The organism is Acidimicrobiia bacterium, assembly GCA_041394025.1.
Lineage (GTDB): Bacteria > Actinomycetota > Acidimicrobiia > IMCC26256 > JAOSJL01 > JAOSJL01.
On record JAWKJA010000002.1, the window covers coordinates 562945 to 579102 of the forward strand.

Consider the following 16158-nt stretch of genomic DNA (forward strand, 5'->3'; position numbering starts at 1 on the left):
CTCTTTCAGCACGTGTTGACTCAGTAGCGAGGCGACGCGAACACCTCGCGGACCCGATCCTCGTAGCGCTCCAGTGGGGGAGTGCGACGGTCGGGGTCGAAGGCCACCTGGTCCCAGTCGTCGGCGAAGTGTTCGGCCATCTCGTAGGCCGTGTGGCCGCGGTGGTTGTCGCGGAGGTTGCGGTCGGCGCCGAAGTGGTGGTTGTAGTGGCGCGTCTGGAAGTCCTGGTGGACCCGGATGGCCCAGGAGACGTCGTCGCTCACGTAGGGAGTGAGGATCGCAGCGGCGATCTCGGGGTGGTTGGGGACCGACACGGCCTTGCCGACGTCGTGGCAGAGGGCCGCGACCACCATCTCGTCGGATGCGCCGTCGGCCTCCGCCAGTGCGGCCGTCTGGAGGGAGTGCGTGAGCTGGTCGACGGCGAAACCGTCGGTGATGGCGGCGAGTGAGCGCAGCATCGCCAGGATCCCCTCGGCCACACGGGGCTGGTTGCGGAGGGTCTCCCCGCCGATTGTCGCCCACTGCTCGGCGGTGCTCTCGTCCATGCGCGTGAAGGAGGTCATCGGGGAGAGTCTCCCCTGACCAGCCGACGACACGCAATGCCCGGCGGTGCAGGACCGATGGGACCGGCCTGCGGAGGCTCCCGTACGGTTTGCCCGGTGAGAACGACCGCACGAGCCCGCACCGTGTCGATCTCGCCCCGTACCTACCGCGTGGTGACGCTTTTCGCCCTGCTCGCCCTGGCGTTCATCATCGTGACCGGTGCCGCCGTGCGCCTCACGGGATCCGGGCTCGGGTGCAGTGACTGGCCCAACTGTGAGCCCGGATCGCTCGTGGCGCCCCTCGAGTACCACGCCATGATCGAGTTCGTGAACCGGATGGTGACCGGCCTGGTGTCGATGGCGGTCATCGCGGCCGTGCTCGGCAGCATCCTGCGACGACCACGACGGCGCGACCTCGTGTACCTCTCGCTCGGCCTCGTGGCCGGTGTGGTCGCACAGATCGTCCTGGGAGGCCTGACGGTACTCTTCGAGCTACGACCGCCCTTCGTGATGGGGCACTTCCTGCTGTCCATGGTGCTCGTGTGGAACGCGGTCGTCCTGCACTACCGGGCGGGAAAGCCCGACGGCCCACCCCGACGTGCTGTCTCAGGGCGGCTCCTCACCCGCGCCCGGGTGGTCTTGGCGCTGACCGCTGTCGTCGTGTTCACCGGAACCGTCGTCACCGCGTCGGGGCCACACGGCGGCGACGAGGATGCTCAGCGCTTCTCCTTCGAACTCCCGGACGTCACCCGGATCCACGCCGGCGCGGTGATTCTTCTCGTCATCGTGCTGTTGACGACCGCGTGGCTGGAGTCCCGCGACAGCGGGCGGGAACGCCTCGTTCCCGCGGCGCGCACCCTCCTGCTGCTCCTCCTCGCGCAGGCGACGGTCGGCTACGTGCAGTACTTCAACGAGCTCCCACCCGTGCTCGTCGGCATCCACGTGGCGGGGGCGGTCGCGATCTGGAGTACGGCCGTCTTCCTGCACGAACGGTGCTTCACCCGCGAGCCGGCGCCGTGACGGCCCGGAGCGATCGCTTCCCGTTCGACGACGCCTTCACGGTCGCGGCCTCACCACAGAGATGCTGGGAGGCGCTGTCCGACACCGACCGCTACACCGACTGGTGGCCGTGGTTGCGCACACTCGACACCGAGGACGGTCTGACGCCCGGTGGCAGTGCCCGCGGGGTCATCAAGGCACCGCTGCCCTACACACTCACCGTCGAGATCCGGATCGGCGCTGTCGTGCCGGGCCGTCGGCTCGACGCCGTGATCGACGGCGACCTCGCCGGCCCCGCCCGGCTGGAACTCGCCGAGCGGTCCGGGGGGACCAGCCTGCATCTGAGCTGGGACCTCGAGCTTCGCGCCGCCATGTTGCGACGGCTCGCCGTCGTCGGGCGCCCCCTCATGCTGTGGGGCCACGACCGGATCGTGCGGACCGGTTTCGAGCAGTTCCGGGACAGGGCACTCACGGGCACGGGTGCCGGGCGGTAGCGTCCCGGCTGTGGGAATCCGCGTCCATCTCGTCGACGGTACCTACGAGCTCTTTCGCCACTACTACGCGCTCCCGGAGCACGTGACGGCCGACGGGCGTGAGGTGTCGGCGACACGCGGTGTCGTCGGCTCCGTGCTTGCACTCCTGGAAGACGGCGCCACGCATGTCGGTGTCGCCACCGACCACGTCGTCGAGTCGTTCCGCAACGATCTCTGGGACGGCTACAAGACGGGTGAGGGGATCGACCCCGACCTCTGGTCCCAGTTCGGGCCCCTCGAGGATGCCCTGGATGCCGCGGGCGTGACCGTCTGGCCCATGGTGGAGTTCGAAGCCGACGACGGCCTCGCCGCCGGAGCCGCCGTGGCGGACGCGACCCCAGAGGTCGACACCGTCCTGATCTGCACGCCCGACAAGGACCTGGCCCAGTGCGTTCGCGGCGACCGGGTCGTACAGTTCGACCGACGGAACAACAGGATCGACGACGCCCACGGTGTGCGTGAGCGCTTCGGCGTCGATCCTCCATCCATTCCCGACTACCTCGCCCTGGTCGGTGATTCGGCCGATGGCTTCCCGGGGTTGCCGGGCTGGGGCGCCAAGTCGGCGTCCACCGTTCTCGCCGAGTACGGGCACCTCGAGGCGATTCCGCGCCTGGGTGAGGACTGGTCCGTGCAGGTCCGCGGTGCCCGGCGACTGGCCGCCACGCTGGCTGACCAGATGGGCGACGCCGAGGCGTTCCGGAACCTCGCTCGTCTGCGGACCGACGTCGCTGCCGATGTCGAGATCGGGTCGGTGGAGTCCTGGCGCTGGAACGGCCCGCGCGAGGATTTCGCCGAGGTTGCCGCATCGCTCGACGCGCCCGGTCTCGCCGAGCGGGCCCACGCCCTGGCCGCCACGTTGACCGCCCCGTGAGAGGACCGCCATGACCCTGGAAGGACGCACCGCTCTCGTCACGGGCGGAGGGCGGGGAATCGGCCGGGCCGTCGCCCTCGGCCTGGCGACCGACGGAGCCGACGTGGCCGTCAACTACCGCAAGGACGAAGACGCCGCACTCGCGACGGTGGGGGAGATCAAGTCGCTGGGCCGTCGTTCGGGTGCCTACTCGGGTTCGGTCGGGTCGCACACCGACAACGAGCGCATCGCCTCGGAGGTCCTCGACGACTTCGGCTCGATCGACATCCTCGTCCACTCGGCGGGGATCGCCAGCCGCGGCAATGCCGTCGTCGCCACGGACCCCGACGAGGTGGAGCACCTGTGGAGGGTCCACGCCTTCGGCGCCTTCTCACTGAGCAGCCTGCTCGTACCGTCGATGCGCAACCACGACCGCTCCGACGTCGTGATGGTGTCGAGCGTCGCCACCAAGTTCCTTCCGGCCGGGTCGCTGCCCTACAGCATGGCGAAGGCGTCACTCGAGGCCCTGGCGGTGACACTGGCGAAGGAGGAGATCGCCAACGGCGTCCACGTGAACGTGGTGGCGCCCGGTCTGGTCGACACCGAGATGGGACGGCGCCTCGTCAAGGGCGCCCTGGGGGTGGACGACATCCGCTCACTCGACGAGGGGTTTCCCCTCGGCCGTGTCTGCGCCCCCGAGGATGTCGCCGACGTCGTGCGGTACCTCGTCTCCGAGCAGGCCGGCTACATCTCGGGTCAGACGATCTACGTCGACGGCGGTGCTCCGTCCCCCATGTGACGGAGCGTCGCGCGGCACCGCCGGTACGCTTGCAGAACATGGGAATGCTGGTCGTGATCCTCGTGGTCGCGCTCCCGGTCGTCGAGCTCTACCTGGCGGTCGAGGTCGCCCGGCTGGTCGGCGCCGCCGAAACCGTCGCCCTGCTGCTGGTGATCTCGATCGGCGGAGCCTGGCTCGCGCGCCGCCAGGGCCTGGCCGTCCTGGCAAGGGTCCGGGAGAAGCTCAACGCAGGGGAGATCCCCGGCCGAGATCTCGTCCACGGCCTCCTCGTTCTCATCGCCGGGCTCCTCCTTCTCGTTCCGGGATTCCTCACCGACGCCGTGGGGCTCCTGCTGCTGCTCCCACCGGTCCGGTCCGGTGCCCAACTCCTCTTGTTCCGGCGGTGGCGGAGACGGGTGCAGCGCGTGTCGAGCACCTGGACGGTCGTGTCGACCGGTCGGGAGACCAGTTCCGCGGACGGATCCGACCGCCGCCCGCCTCCCGGTGCCCTGCCCCCGGGCCCGCCGGGCTCACCACCACAGGAGGACCCGGGAGGCCCGCCGTAGCCCGACTCCCGCCGCGCGCTACGTGAAGGGGCGCAACAACTCGGGTGGTGCGCCGCACAGCGGCCGGCCCAGTGCGCGCTCCGCGGTCCCCCGGCCGCGTGGCCCGACGACGGCGGCGAAGCCGTCCAGCTCTCGCAGCGTGGGTCCGGCGGCGTCGCCAGGAGACGGCGCGAGCGTTTCGCACATCGCACGGAACAGCTCGCCCGGCAGGTAGCGCCCCACGCGCACGACCGCCCAGACCGGGGCGGTCCGTTCCTCGGCGTCGAGCAGCGACACGGCCGCCCCGGTGAGCAGCGCCGCCGCGCCGTCGGTGGCCTCGACCTCGACGAGAATCGGGGAGAGGCCGGCGACGTCGTCGGAGGGGTCGCCGTGTGCAGCGTCGACGAGGGCGTGCAGCGTCGGCGCCTGTTCCAGTCGACGTGCGCACTCGCCCGCAGCACCGGCGGGATCGTCCGAGGTCAGCACGCTCGCCGCAACCCACCAGACGGGGGCGACGGCCCGGTTGTGGCCGACGAGACGGCGGCACGCCACGACGAGGCCGGCAGGATCGACGGCGAAGGACACCAGGGCGTCAGCGGCAGCCGCGGCGAGGGCCTCCGGATCGTCGCCCGACCACCGGGCGAGCATCCTGAGCTCCTCGAAGTCGGGCGTCACCACCGAAGGTCCTTCCCGTCACGCGTCGGGTGTCGCCATGTCCGTGTCGGTCCTGAGTGCGCCGAAGACATCGCCGAGGCCGTCGACCAGATCACGGGTGTCGCGAAGCACCGAGATCCGCCCCTGGAGCTTCAGGTGACCGGCCGTCGCAGCGTCCTGGGCGCTCCACTCACCGCGGTGGAGCCGCACCGCCGTGGCGAAATCCGTCTCCACGGTGAGGTCCGCCGGCCCGGCGGGATCGGCGTCGACACGTACCCCTTCGCCGCCGAGGATCAGGCGGTAGCGCACCGGTCCCGACGGAGCATCGGGCACGACGTGCTCGACGGACACGCCGGACACATCGCCCCGGTCGCCTGCGTGCTCCACCAGGGCCGCGACCCATTCCGGCGACAGGAACTCGACCATGACCCGCGAGCCTAGAGTCCCGGCGTCGAGGGGGCCTTGCCTACAGTGGGCCGATGGATGCAGCGCCCGACCGGCTTCCGGCGCAGCTCGGCGAGATCGGGCGGCGCGCGCAGCGCCGGATCATCGACCTGCTGGAGTCCGAGAGACAGCGCTTGTCGGGAGTGGATCCCGTTCTCGACGAGCCCCTCCGGGAGCTCCTCCGCCTCGTCGAGGCAGGGGGAAAGCGGCTCCGTCCCGCCTTCTGCCACTGGGGCCACGTCGCAGGTGGGGGAGACCCCGCCTCGCAGACCGTCCTCGACGCCGGGGCGGCGGTCGAGCTGCTCCACACGATGGCCCTCGTACACGACGACGTGATGGACGGCTCGTCGCTGCGACGCGGCCAGGCAACGGCGCACCGGCACCTCACGGACCGGCACGCCGCCTCGCAGTGGGCGGGGGAGTCGCGGCGGTACGGTGAGGGCGGAGCCGTCCTCATCGGCGACTTCGCCTTCGTCTACTCCGACCAGCTCCTCGCCGGCGTGTCGGCGCAGGCACGTGCCGTCTTCGACGAGCTCCGCCTCGAACTGTGCGTCGGCCAGTACCTCGACCTCGCGGGCACCGCGGCTCGGACCCGCGACCACGCTGCTGCCGAGCGGATCGCCGTGTTCAAGTCGGGCAAGTACACAGTCGAGCGGCCCCTCCATCTCGGAGCGGCGATCGCAGGACGCCTCGACGTGTTGCGGGCGCCCCTGAGCAGGATCGGCCTGCCCCTCGGACGGGCATTCCAGCTGCGCGACGACATCCTCGGGGTCTTCGGTGACTCCGCGCTCACCGGCAAGCCCGTGGGTGACGATCTCCGCGAGGGCAAGCCCACACCCATGCTCGCCGTTGCGGCGGAACGGGCCTCCGTCGCCGATCAGCGCCTGCTCGACCGGCTCGGTCGACCGGACCTCACCGACGACGACATCGAGCGGCTGCAACACGTCATCGAGGAGACGGGCGCCCGACAGACGGCGGAGGAGACGATCGAGGACCTGGTCTCGGAGTCGCTCGACGCGCTCGCTGCGGCCCCCGTCACCGAGGAGGCGAGGATCGGCCTGAAGGAGCTCGCCGTGTTCGTGGCCTGGCGCGACCGGTGAGCGGCACCCGTCCCGCGATCGTCGTCCACGACCTGGTGAAACGCTACGGCGACCACACCGCCGTGCGCGACCTGAGCTTCACGGTCGAGACAGGGGAGGTGTTCGGCCTGCTCGGGCCCAACGGGGCGGGAAAGACCACCACCGTCGAGATCCTCGAGGGCTACCGGCGTCCGGATGGCGGTTCCGTCGAGGTCCTCGGCCTCGATCCGGCCGCGGAGGGCACCGACCTGCGCGCGCGTATCGGCGTGATGCTCCAGGAGGGTGGCCTCTACCCGGGTCTGCGGCCCCTCGAGATGCTCGAGTTGTTCGCCGCCTACTACCCCGACCCCGACGACCCCGAGCGCCTACTCGACGTCGTGGGCCTCACTGACCGCAACGCCACCACGGCCCGGCGCCTCTCGGGCGGCGAGTCGCAGCGCCTGTCGCTGGCGCTCGCCCTCGTCGGGAGACCCGAGCTGGTGTTCCTCGACGAGCCCACAGCGGGCATGGATCCCCACGCCCGTGCCGACACCTGGGACATCATCTGTGAGCTCCGGGCGTCGGGAGCCACCGTCGTGCTCACGACCCACGGGATGGACGAAGCCGAGCAGCTGTGCGACCGGCTGGCCATCGTCGATCACGGGCGTCTCGTGGCGCTCGGGACACCCGACGACATCACGACCGGCGGCGGCCCCCCCGAGGTCCGCTTCTCCGCCGCGCCGGCACTCGACACCGCCGCCCTCGCCCGCCACGTGGGGCTCGGCGCCGACCGCGTCGCAGAGGAGCGACCCGGCGAATACGTCCTCCGGACCGCCGCCACCCCGGCGCTCATCGCCGGCCTCGCTGCGTGGCTCGCCGAACGTGACGTGACACTCACGGGGCTGCGGTCCGGGCGTCGATCGCTCGAAGAGGTGTTCCTCCGCCTCACCCGGACCGGCCGTCCCGCCGTGGTGCCGGGCGACCTCGGGGTCGACGCCCCGTGAACCGGCCGGCGGTGACCGCCCAAGCGCGAACCGAGCTCACGCTGTCGATGCGTCGCGGTGAGAGTCTCCTCGTGACGCTCGCCATCCCACTGGGCATCCTGATCTTCTTCGCGCGAGTCGATTCGCTGTCGGAGGTCTCCGAGCCCATCGACTTCCTCGTGCCGGGTGTCCTGGCACTCGCCGTGATGTCGACGGCGATGGTCAGCCTCGGCATCAACACGGGATACGAACGCCACTACGGCGTGCTGAAGAGGCTGGGGGTCACACCGCTGTCCCGCGCGGGGCTCCTCACCGCCAAGACACTCCAGGTCCTCGTGGTCGAGATCGTGCAGTCGATTCTCATCGTCCTGACGGGCTGGGCACTCGGCTGGGAGCTCACACCCATGCTCCTGCCGGCCTTCCTCGTCCTGCTCGTGGGAACCCTTGCCTTCGCCGGCATCGGGCTCGCTCTCGCCGGATCGCTGCGCGCCGAGGTCAACCTGGCGGTGTCGAACGGCCTGTTCCTGGTGCTGCTGTTCCTGGGGGGGATGGCCTACCCCCTCGACAAGCTGCCCGGGGCCTTCGAGGCCGTGGCGCGGATCCTGCCCGGCGCGGCACTCGCCGAGACCGTCCGTGGTGTGCTCGACACCTCCGCGTCGTTCCCCACGGGTGAGGCGCTCGTCCTCGTGGCGTGGGCCGTCGCCGCTCCCGTCGTCGCGGTGCGGATCTTCCGCTGGGAGGAGTAGCCGCGTCGCAGGTCGGGTGTCAGCGGACGAGCGTGTCGACGGCCACCGCCACGAAGAGGAGGGCGAGGTAGGTGTTGGAGAAGGTGAAGAGGCGGATGGCGGCCGACGGCTCGGGCCGGCGGCGCAGATGTGCGGCCTGGATGACGAAGCACACGCCGAGCACCGCTGCCGAGATCACGTAGACCGGACCGACGGTCGTGGTGAGTCCGAGCGTGAGGCTGACGGCCACGACGATCACCGAGTAGATCAGGATGTCGCGGGTGGCCACGGCCACCCCCTTCACGACGGGCAGCATCGGGATGCCCGCGGCTGCATAGTCGTCGCGGTAGCGCAGCGCCAGCGCCCAGAAGTGTGGCGGCGTCCAGAAGAACACGACGGCGAACAGGACCCACGCGGGCGCTGCGAGCGTGCCGGTGACGGCCGCCCACCCCACGAGCGCCGGCACCGCACCCGCGGCGCCGCCGATCACGATGTTCTGCGTGCTGCGGGGCTTCAACCAGATGGTGTAGACGAACACGTAGAAGAGCATGGCGCTCACCGCGAGCGTCGCGGACAGAAGGTTCGCGGTTGCCCACAACCAGGCGAAGGCCACCACCTCGAGAGTGAGACCGAACATGAGGGCGCGACCCGGTTCCACCGCGCCACGGGGCAGGGGCCGGCCGTGGGTTCGGCGCATCAGGGTGTCGCTGTCGCGCTCGATCCAGCAGTTGACCGTGTTGGCACCACCGGCGGCGAAGGCGCCACCCAGGAGCACGCAGGACACGAGCCGGAGCGAGGGGACGCCTCCCTCGGCGAGGATCATCGCGGGCACCGTCGTGACGAGAAGGAGCTCGATCACCCGCGGCTTGGTCAGGAGGAAGTAGTTCCGGATGCTCTGGAGGGGTGACACCGTCGCACCCCGAGCGCGCAGGACTGCATCGGAGGCATCGGTTGCGGCGGCCACGACCTGAATCTACCGCAGGGCTTCCGAGCAGCACGAAGCCCGTCAGGCCCGGGGCCTCCGGTAGTCTCGCCCTGATGCCTCACGAGATCGGGCGCGATGACTTCCGGTGACGACGTCAAGCACTCGGTGCGCATGACCGCCGACCGCCTGCTCGTGGCCCCGGTCAGGGACTCCGGCGACCGCAAGAGCCGCGCCGGCATCCTCATTCCCGCCACCGCCGACCGCAGCCGTCGGCTCGACTGGGCGGAGGTGGTCGCCGTCGGCCCGACGGTCCGCAACGTCGAGCCCGGCGACCGTGTCCTCTTCGCTCCCGACAGCGGTTACGAGGTCGAGATCCGCAAGGAGGAGTACCTCATCCTGCGGGAGCGTGACGTGCACGCCCTGGCATCGGAACGCGACGAGGGGGAGACGGGCCTCTACCTGTGAGCGGGCTCCCCACCTCACTCACGGGCCGCACGGCCCTCGTGACCGGTGCGACCCGGGGAATCGGACGCGCCATCGCGGAGACTCTCGCCACGGCGGGCGCCGACCTCGCGGTTCTCGCACGCAAGCCCGAGGAGCTCGAGGAGACGAAGTCGGCGCTGGAGGCGCTCGGCGCGCGTGTTCTCACCGTCAAGGGCTCGGTGGGGGATCCCGACGTCTGCCGGAATGCGGTGGCCGACACCATGGGCGAGTTCGGTGCGCTCGACATCCTGGTCAACAACGCGGGGACCAACCCCCACTTCGGACCGATGATGGACGCGCCGGAGCCCGCCGTCGAGAAGATCCTCCAGGTCAACGTCCAGGCCCCGCTCCTCCTCATGCAGGAGGCCTGGCGCGCGCACATGGCCGACAACGGCGGCGCCGTGGTCAACGTGGCATCGGTGGGCGGGCTCCAGCCGGGGCCCTTCATCGGTGTCTACAACACCTCGAAGGCGGCACTCGTGCACCTGACCCGCCAGACCGCGCTCGAGATGGCTCCGACCGTGCGCGTCAACGCCGTCGCGCCCGGCCTCGTCAAGACCTCGATGTCGCGTGCCCTCTACGAGAGCGACGAGGAAGGGCTCGCCGGTGCACACCCGATGAAGCGGCTCGGGCGGCCCGAGGACATCGCGCACGCCACGCTGTTCCTGGTGTCCGACGCGTCGTCCTGGCTCACCGGCGAGGTCCTCACCATCGACGGCGGAATGAGCCTCGGCACGATCGAGTGGGGCTGAACGACCCACCGTCCCGTCCTACTGACGCGTGCCCGAGATCGTGACCGACACCTCCGACGGGTGGCGTCCGGGGGCCGTGTCGGCGTGTGCGAACCGTGCGTCGAGGTACGACGCGATGCTCTCGAAGAGCTTGTCGCCGATCATCGCCCGCAGCTCCGTCTCCATCGAGCGGTAGACGGGGCGACTGCCGCGGAACGCCTCCGGTTCCTCGGTGCACCACCACGCCAGGTCCTCGCCACCCTCACCCCAGCCGTCGCGGCCGAACTCCGTGAGCGTCGAGACCTCGGAGTCGTCGTCCTCCTCGATGCGGGTGTCGATGCGCAGGGGGAGCTGCCAGCAGACGTCGGGCTTGAGCGCGCTGAAGTGGACGGCCGGGTTGTTCAAGGCGTGCAGGTGCAGCGCACAGCCCGGTCCGGCGGCGAAACCGGGCCGGTTGAGGAAGATGCAGGCGTCCTGGACACGTCGGGTCCGCCACGTCGACGGCCCCGTCGTGGCGTAGATGCCTCGCTTCCGGCCTTCGGCGGCGAACTGCCACTCGTCGTCGGTGAGACGTTCGGCCGCCTTCACGACCCGGTCGCGGTCGACCGTGTCCTCGAAGTGGGCTCCGTAGGAGCAGCACCCCTCCATGTCGTCGGGTGTGGGCTCGTCGCGCACGCCCTGGCACCCGCACCCGAAGATGCACTCCCACGACGACGCCAGGAACGTGACGTCGATTTCCCAGCGGTGGTTGTCGTCGGAGGGGTCGGAGAACACGATCCACTCGCGTTCGGGGCCCGTGCTCGCCGTCATGGGAGCGATCGTACCGGCGCGCCCCCGTAGGCCGGGTACTGACATGGCTGCTCGTAAGCTGAGGCGGTGACCGACGACACGTCCCCCGCGGCGCTCGTGGAGGATCTCGAGCGCGAGCTGGGAGAGGGACGTGCCCGGTGTGAGCCCCTCGAGCTCGGCCTCTACTCCCGTGACGCCGGCATGTCGGAGGGGCGTGCCGCCGCCGTCTGCTTCCCCCGGACAACCCGTGAGCTCGCCGCCGCCGTGCGGGTTGCCGACCACCACGAGCGCCCCTTCGTGGCGCGTGGGGCCGGCACCGGCCTGGCCGGAGGAGCAACACCCGTCGGCGACCCACTGGTGATCGTCACGACCGGCATGAACCGGGTTCTCGAGGTCGACGCCGCCTCCCGCGTCGCCTGGGTGGAGCCCGGCGTCCTCAACCTCGACCTGACGCGCGAGGTGCGGCATCTCGGCCTGCACTACGCCCCCGACCCGTCGTCCCAGCAGGCGTGCACGATCGGCGGCAACGTGGGCACCAACGCCGGTGGACCGCACTGCCTGTCCTACGGGGTCACGGGGACACACGTGCTCGCCGTGGAGGTCGTCCTCCCCGACGGCGGCATCGAGATGCTCGGGGGTGTCGTGCCCGACAGCCCCGGCTACGACCTGCGCGGCTGTTTCGTCGGCAGCGAGGGAACGATGGGGGTGGCGACCCGCATCGCCGTCCGCCTCACACCGGATCCGCCCGAGCTGCGAACCATCCTCGTCGATTTCGAGGCGGTCGAGGACGCCGGTGCCACCGTGAGCGGCCTCATCGCCCGCGGTGTCGTTCCCGCCGCACTGGAGATGATGGACGCGGCGATCACCCGCGCCGTGGAGGACTTCGCCGGGGCGGGATACCCCCGCGACGCCGCGGCGGTCCTGCTCGTCGAGGTCGACGGACTGGCGGCGGGAGTGGCCGAGGAGGCAGCGACGGTCCGGGAGGTGGCCGCAGAGAGCGGCGCACGCTCCGTGCGCGTCGCCGCCGACGACACTGAGAGGGCGCTGCTCTGGAAGGGTCGGAAGTCGGCGTTCGGAGCCGTCGCCCGTATCGCGCCCGACTACTACCTGCACGACGCCGTCGTTCCCCGCACGCGACTGGTCGACGTCCTGCAGCGCGTCTACGAGGTGGCCGACGAGTACGACCTCCAGATGCTGAACGTCTTCCATGCGGGTGACGGAAACCTCCACCCGCTCATCGCCTTCGATCGACGCGTTCCCGGTGTGTGGGAGCGGGTGCGCGACGCCGGCGACGAGATCCTCACGTCCTGCATCGACGCCGGGGGCGTCCTCTCCGGTGAGCACGGTGTCGGCCTCGAGAAACGCCATCTCATGGACCGGGTGTTCACCCCCGCCGACCTCGACGCCCAGGCACGCCTTCGCGACGCCTTCGACCCGCAGGCCCGGGCCAACCCGGGCAAGGTGCTCCCGTCGGGCAGCCGGTGCGCCGAGGTCGGTGCGGCGCGGCCGCTCCCCGTGCCGGGCGGGGCGGGTCCCGACGGTGGGACTCGCGGCCCGTGACCCGGGGATCCGCTCTGCGCGGCGTCGCGGCCTCAGGGGGGCTCGACGAGGTGTGTGAGCGGATCGCTGTGTCTGACGCCGTTCTGCCGGTCGGTGGCCGGACGCAGTGGGAGGTGGGTGGGGTCCCCGGCGACGGTGAGGAGGTGGCAGCGCCCGCCGGCATCGTGGCCTACGACCCCGCAGAGCTCACCGTCACCGTGGGAGCGGGCACCACCGCCGGTGAGTTGCGGGCGACACTGGCCGACAGCGGCCAGCAGTGCGCGCTCGACCCACCCGACGAGGACGCGACCGTCGGTGGGGTCCTGGCCGCGGGCCTGTCGGGGCACCGCCGCCTGCGTGTCGGGCCGCTGCGCGACCTCCTGCTCGAGGTGCGTTTCGTCACCGCCCGTGGCTCGCTCGTGCGCGGTGGCGGGCCCACGGTGAAGAACGTCACCGGCTTCGACCTGTGCCGTCTCCTCGTCGGCTCGCTCGGGACCCTGGGGCTCATCACGCAGGTCACGCTGCGGTGCGCCCCGCTTCCCGCGGTGAGCACGTGGGCGACGACCACCGAGGCGCCCGGCCCCGTCCTGGGTCGACTGTTCCGGCCGTCGTGCGTCCTCCACGACGGTGCGCACACCCGGGTGCTGCTCGAGGGGAACGCCGACGACGTGACGGATCAGGTCCGCACGGCGGGCCTCACTCCCATCGACAGCCCTGAGTCGCCGGTGGCGGTGAGCGGGCGACACCGGGGCCGGATGTCGGTGCCGCCCGGTCGGCTCCAGCGGGTGGCGGAGGAGCTCGCCGCCCTCCGTGGGGTCGTGGCTGTGAGCGAGACGGGCGTCGGGACCGTGCACGTCGGCACCACGGACCTCGACGGTTTCACCGCGGCCCGCCGCGTGGCGACGGACAACGGCGGGTGGCTGCTACGCGTGGCGGGTGCGCCCGGGGTCGACCCGTTCGGGACGGACTTCCCCGCCTCGGGCGTGATGCGCCGGGTGCGCGCGGCCTTCGACCCGACCGGGAAGTTCTCACCCGGGCGCCTGCCGCTGTGACGACCCCGACGGCGACCACGGAGCCGGGCCGCGGTGGCGTCCTCGGCCTCGACGACGATGCCCTGAAGGCGTGCGTCAACTGCGGGCTCTGCCTCCCTCACTGCCCGACGTTCCGGGTCACCGGTGAGGAGTCGGCGTCACCGCGGGGGCGGATCAACGCCATGCGGGCCGTCGAGTCGGGTGGCGAACAGGCGGGCCCGACCTTCGTCGGATTCATGGAGGCGTGCGTGCAGTGCCGGGCGTGCGAGGCGGTGTGCCCGTCGTCGGTGCCGTTCGGTCACCTGATGGAGGCCACCCGCGCGGCGCTCCGCCACGCTCCCGCCACGCGACCGGGTGCAGCGCGTCGTCTCGTGGAGCGGGTGGGGCTCGGCGTCATCGCGCACCGTGCAGTGCTCCGCGTCCTCACGACCGTGATCCGCCTCGTGCAGCGGCTGCCGCTCGTGGGACGCAGTGTCCCCCTCCCTCCTCCCGGTCCACCGCGGGGCGCTCGGGCCGCGCGCCGCGGCTCCGCTCCTGAGGGCGGCCCGGACCTGTGGCTCTTCGACGGGTGCGTGATGGACGCGTGGTTCGGTGCCACCCAGGAGGCCTCACGGCGACTCCTGGAGGACACCGGGGCCACGGTGTCCCGCCCGGGGCGGGGGAGCGACTGCTGCGGTGCCCTCCATCTGCACGCCGGGCGCCGGTTCTGGGCGCAGCGCCTCGCGCGGCGTGTCATGCGCTCGATGCCGGGCGACGCGCCCGTCGTGGTCGACAGCGCCGGATGCGGAGCCGCGCTGAAGGACTACGGACATCTTCTCGGTACACCCGAGGCCGAGCGCTTCTCGGCACGGGTCCGCGACATCTCCGAGATCCTTCGACCGGACGACGTGGCGTGCCGGCCCACGGGCCGAGCCGTCGTGCTCCAGGAGCCGTGCCACCTCCGCCACGTCCAGGGCCTCACGGGCGCATGGCGCGACGTCCTCGCCGGGGCGTACACGGTCGTCGACACCGACGACGACGGGTTGTGCTGTGGCGCCGGAGGGCTCTACAACGTCGTGCAGCCCGACCTCTCGGGGCAGATCCTGCGGCGCAAGGTGGCGACGATCCGGGCAGCCGTGGGAGACGCCGCGCACGGCGAGCCCGTCGTGGCCTCTGCCAACCCCGGGTGCATCCTCCAGCTCCGACGCGGTGGTCTCCGCGTCGCCCACCCGTCGGTGCTCGTGGTCGACGCCCTCGACCCTGATCGTGGAGGAGCACGCCGTGACCGATCTCAGTGACCTCATCGCCCAGTTGCAGTCGATCGAGGAGCAACTCCGTGACCTCGCCTTCGACCGTCTCCGGGACCGCGCCGATGGCGTGGACGGTGCGAAGGAGGACGAGAAACGCCTGGAGCAGGCCCGCCGCGCCGTGGCGCGTGCGCTCAAGGCTCTCGGGAGCGAGCCCGACCCGTTCTCCTGATGCCGCAGCTGCCGGATGCTCGACAGCGGGAGGACGATCGGGACGACAGCTGGACCCGGCTCAGGCGTTGAGCGCGTCGATCAGCTGGCGCAGGCGCGCCCAGTGGTGCCGGTCGAAGCGCAGAGCGAGCCGGTCGAGGTCGACGTGGTCGTCGTCGCGCCGTTCGGCCTCGGTGGCGTCGATGCGTTCGATCGTGCCCGACTCGATGATGTCCGCGAAGTCGCGGGCGAGTTCGACGAGAACGGTGTCGTCGGGTGCCTTCCTCATGCGGAGCACGAGGCGGCTGCCGACGAAACGCTGCGAGTGGTAGTTGCTGTAGAAGCGGGTGATCTCGTCGACCGCCTCCTCAACACTGTCGGTCACCCGGACGAGGTCGAGGTCCTCGGGCACGATGTACCCACGGCTCTCCAGCTCGCGGCGCACGAAGTCGCGCCACGTGTCCCAGTAGTGGCCCCCGGGCACGTCGAGCAGCACGATCGGTGCCGGTGTGCTCTTTCCCGTCTGGACGAGGGTCAACAGCTCGAAGGCCTCGTCCAGTGTGCCGAAACCGCCGGGCAGGAGACAGAAGGCGTGTGACTCCTTCACGAACGTGAGCTTGCGCGTGAAGAAGTAGCGGAAGTTGATGAGCTTCGGATCGTTGTCGAGGAACTGCGTGGTGGCGGCCTCGAAGGGAAGACGGATCCCGACACCGAACGACTGGTCGGGCCCCGCACCCTCGATGCCGGCCTCCATGATCCCGGGGCCGGCACCCGTGATGGCCATCCAGTCGAGGTCGGCCATCCGTCGTGCGAACTCGCGTGTCTGCTCGTAGAGGGGGTCGTCGGTCTTCGTGCGCGCCGACCCGAAGATGGCCACCTTGCGCGCACTGCGGTACGGGGCGAAGACGTGGAAGGCGTAGCGCATCTCCTTCAGGGCGGCGCTGGCGATCTTGAGGTCGCCGCGTCCGGCGTCGTCGCGGGACAGGCGTACAGCCGAGGCGATCAGCTCGAAGACGAGATCGTCGTTCCCGCCGTCGAGCTCGTCGACCAGGCTCTCGAGTGTGGCGTCGATCGACGCCACCCCCGTTCGGTACTTCGGAAGCTTCTCCACGC

The 16158-nt window shown here is 71.0% G+C and carries 20 protein-coding genes; 14 read left to right on the plus strand and 6 right to left on the minus strand.

Going from position 1 to position 16158, the window contains the following annotated elements; genetic code table 11:
* Positions 1–20 precede the first annotated feature (20 nt).
* Complete coding sequence (locus R3A49_02520; protein MEZ5169604.1) at positions 21–563, minus strand: HD domain-containing protein; 543 nt, start codon at positions 561–563, stop codon at positions 21–23.
* Positions 564–659: 96 nt separating this feature from the next.
* On the opposite strand from R3A49_02520, the gene R3A49_02525 reads away from it, so the two are divergent.
* The 5 genes from R3A49_02525 to R3A49_02545 are packed head-to-tail and all read left to right on the plus strand — an operon-like array spanning position 660 to position 4268.
* Positions 660–1562 carry a COX15/CtaA family protein gene (locus R3A49_02525; protein MEZ5169605.1) on the plus strand — a complete coding sequence of 301 codons (903 nt, stop codon included), beginning with the start codon at positions 660–662 and terminating at the stop codon, positions 1560–1562.
* Positions 1559–2035, plus strand: coding sequence for an SRPBCC family protein (locus tag R3A49_02530; GenBank protein MEZ5169606.1), 477 nt, complete (start codon positions 1559–1561; stop codon positions 2033–2035). The genes R3A49_02525 and R3A49_02530 overlap by 4 nt, the downstream gene beginning before the upstream one ends.
* A 10-nt stretch (positions 2036–2045) precedes the next feature.
* Entirely contained in the window at positions 2046–2945 is a 900-nt protein-coding gene (locus R3A49_02535) for a 5'-3' exonuclease H3TH domain-containing protein (protein ID MEZ5169607.1), read from the plus strand.
* A gap of 10 nt (positions 2946–2955) precedes the next feature.
* Positions 2956–3723 carry an SDR family oxidoreductase gene (locus R3A49_02540; protein ID MEZ5169608.1) on the plus strand — a complete coding sequence of 256 codons (768 nt, stop codon included), beginning with the start codon at positions 2956–2958 and terminating at the stop codon, positions 3721–3723.
* 38 nt (positions 3724–3761) lie between these two features.
* Positions 3762–4268, plus strand: a complete 507-nt coding sequence (locus R3A49_02545; GenBank protein ID MEZ5169609.1) for an FxsA family protein — start codon at positions 3762–3764, stop codon at positions 4266–4268.
* Positions 4269–4286: 18 nt separating this feature from the next.
* On the opposite strand, the gene R3A49_02550 is transcribed toward R3A49_02545, so the two are convergent.
* Positions 4287–4922: a hypothetical protein gene (locus tag R3A49_02550; protein MEZ5169610.1), complete on the minus strand. Its 636-nt coding sequence runs from the start codon at positions 4920–4922 to the stop codon at positions 4287–4289.
* An 18-nt stretch (positions 4923–4940) separates the two neighbouring features.
* The gene (locus R3A49_02555; GenBank protein ID MEZ5169611.1) at positions 4941–5327 is read right to left on the minus strand and encodes an SCP2 sterol-binding domain-containing protein; all 387 of its coding nucleotides are present in this window, start codon (positions 5325–5327) and stop codon (positions 4941–4943) included.
* A gap of 53 nt (positions 5328–5380) precedes the next feature.
* Between R3A49_02555 and R3A49_02560 the strand changes: the two genes are divergently transcribed.
* From R3A49_02560 to R3A49_02570, 3 genes are read left to right on the plus strand one after another with little or no spacing between them, the layout of a single operon-like run.
* Positions 5381–6445: a polyprenyl synthetase family protein gene (locus R3A49_02560; GenBank protein ID MEZ5169612.1), complete on the plus strand. Its 1065-nt coding sequence runs from the start codon at positions 5381–5383 to the stop codon at positions 6443–6445.
* On the plus strand, positions 6442–7407 hold the full coding sequence (locus tag R3A49_02565) for an ABC transporter ATP-binding protein (protein ID MEZ5169613.1): 966 nt from the start codon (positions 6442–6444) through the stop codon (positions 7405–7407). Before R3A49_02560 ends, R3A49_02565 begins: the two co-directional genes overlap by 4 nt.
* An 11-nt stretch (positions 7408–7418) precedes the next feature.
* Positions 7419–8132: an ABC transporter permease gene (locus tag R3A49_02570; protein MEZ5169614.1), complete on the plus strand. Its 714-nt coding sequence runs from the start codon at positions 7419–7421 to the stop codon at positions 8130–8132.
* 19 nt (positions 8133–8151) lie between these two features.
* On the opposite strand, the gene R3A49_02575 is transcribed toward R3A49_02570, so the two are convergent.
* The gene (locus R3A49_02575) at positions 8152–9075 is read right to left on the minus strand and encodes a heme o synthase (GenBank protein ID MEZ5169615.1); all 924 of its coding nucleotides are present in this window, start codon (positions 9073–9075) and stop codon (positions 8152–8154) included.
* 96 nt (positions 9076–9171) lie between these two features.
* Here R3A49_02575 and R3A49_02580 point away from each other — a divergent pair, with 96 nt between their 5' ends.
* On the plus strand, positions 9172–9501 hold the full coding sequence (locus R3A49_02580) for a co-chaperone GroES (GenBank protein MEZ5169616.1): 330 nt from the start codon (positions 9172–9174) through the stop codon (positions 9499–9501).
* Positions 9498–10271, plus strand: a complete 774-nt coding sequence (locus R3A49_02585) for an SDR family oxidoreductase (GenBank protein MEZ5169617.1) — start codon at positions 9498–9500, stop codon at positions 10269–10271. Before R3A49_02580 ends, R3A49_02585 begins: the two co-directional genes overlap by 4 nt.
* Positions 10272–10289: 18 nt before the next feature.
* Here R3A49_02585 and R3A49_02590 read toward each other — a convergent pair whose 3' ends face one another.
* Positions 10290–11060 carry a hypothetical protein gene (locus R3A49_02590; GenBank protein ID MEZ5169618.1) on the minus strand — a complete coding sequence of 257 codons (771 nt, stop codon included), beginning with the start codon at positions 11058–11060 and terminating at the stop codon, positions 10290–10292.
* A 66-nt stretch (positions 11061–11126) separates the two neighbouring features.
* On the opposite strand from R3A49_02590, the gene R3A49_02595 reads away from it, so the two are divergent.
* Genes R3A49_02595 through R3A49_02610 form a run of 4 tightly spaced genes read left to right on the plus strand, consistent with a single transcriptional unit; the run spans position 11127 to position 15067 of the window.
* Complete coding sequence (locus R3A49_02595) at positions 11127–12599, plus strand: FAD-linked oxidase C-terminal domain-containing protein (GenBank protein MEZ5169619.1); 1473 nt, start codon at positions 11127–11129, stop codon at positions 12597–12599.
* Entirely contained in the window at positions 12596–13630 is a 1035-nt protein-coding gene (locus R3A49_02600; GenBank protein ID MEZ5169620.1) for an FAD-binding protein, read from the plus strand. The genes R3A49_02595 and R3A49_02600 overlap by 4 nt, the downstream gene beginning before the upstream one ends.
* The gene (locus tag R3A49_02605; GenBank protein ID MEZ5169621.1) at positions 13627–14886 is read left to right on the plus strand and encodes a (Fe-S)-binding protein; all 1260 of its coding nucleotides are present in this window, start codon (positions 13627–13629) and stop codon (positions 14884–14886) included. The genes R3A49_02600 and R3A49_02605 overlap by 4 nt, the downstream gene beginning before the upstream one ends.
* The gene (locus R3A49_02610; GenBank protein ID MEZ5169622.1) at positions 14870–15067 is read left to right on the plus strand and encodes a hypothetical protein; all 198 of its coding nucleotides are present in this window, start codon (positions 14870–14872) and stop codon (positions 15065–15067) included. The genes R3A49_02605 and R3A49_02610 overlap by 17 nt, the downstream gene beginning before the upstream one ends.
* A gap of 60 nt (positions 15068–15127) precedes the next feature.
* On the opposite strand, the gene R3A49_02615 is transcribed toward R3A49_02610, so the two are convergent.
* A complete protein-coding gene (locus R3A49_02615) occupies positions 15128–16156 on the minus strand; it encodes a TIGR00730 family Rossman fold protein (GenBank protein ID MEZ5169623.1) in 1029 nt (342 codons plus the stop codon).
* Positions 16157–16158 lie beyond the last annotated feature (2 nt).

Bases quoted from the DNA above. Each gene is read 5' to 3' on its own strand.
- R3A49_02545 (MEZ5169609.1), top strand. From the start codon at position 3,762: ATGGGAATGCTGGTCGTGATCCTCGTGGTCGCGCTCCCGGTCGTCGAG.
- R3A49_02540 (MEZ5169608.1), top strand. From the start codon at position 2,956: ATGACCCTGGAAGGACGCACCGCTCTCGTCACGGGCGGAGGGCGGGGA.
- R3A49_02555 (MEZ5169611.1), bottom strand. From the start codon at position 5,327: ATGGTCGAGTTCCTGTCGCCGGAATGGGTCGCGGCCCTGGTGGAGCAC.
- R3A49_02560 (MEZ5169612.1), top strand. From the start codon at position 5,381: ATGGATGCAGCGCCCGACCGGCTTCCGGCGCAGCTCGGCGAGATCGGG.
- R3A49_02590 (MEZ5169618.1), bottom strand. From the start codon at position 11,060: ATGACGGCGAGCACGGGCCCCGAACGCGAGTGGATCGTGTTCTCCGAC.
- R3A49_02580 (MEZ5169616.1), top strand. From the start codon at position 9,172: ATGACTTCCGGTGACGACGTCAAGCACTCGGTGCGCATGACCGCCGAC.
- R3A49_02520 (MEZ5169604.1), bottom strand. From the start codon at position 563: ATGACCTCCTTCACGCGCATGGACGAGAGCACCGCCGAGCAGTGGGCG.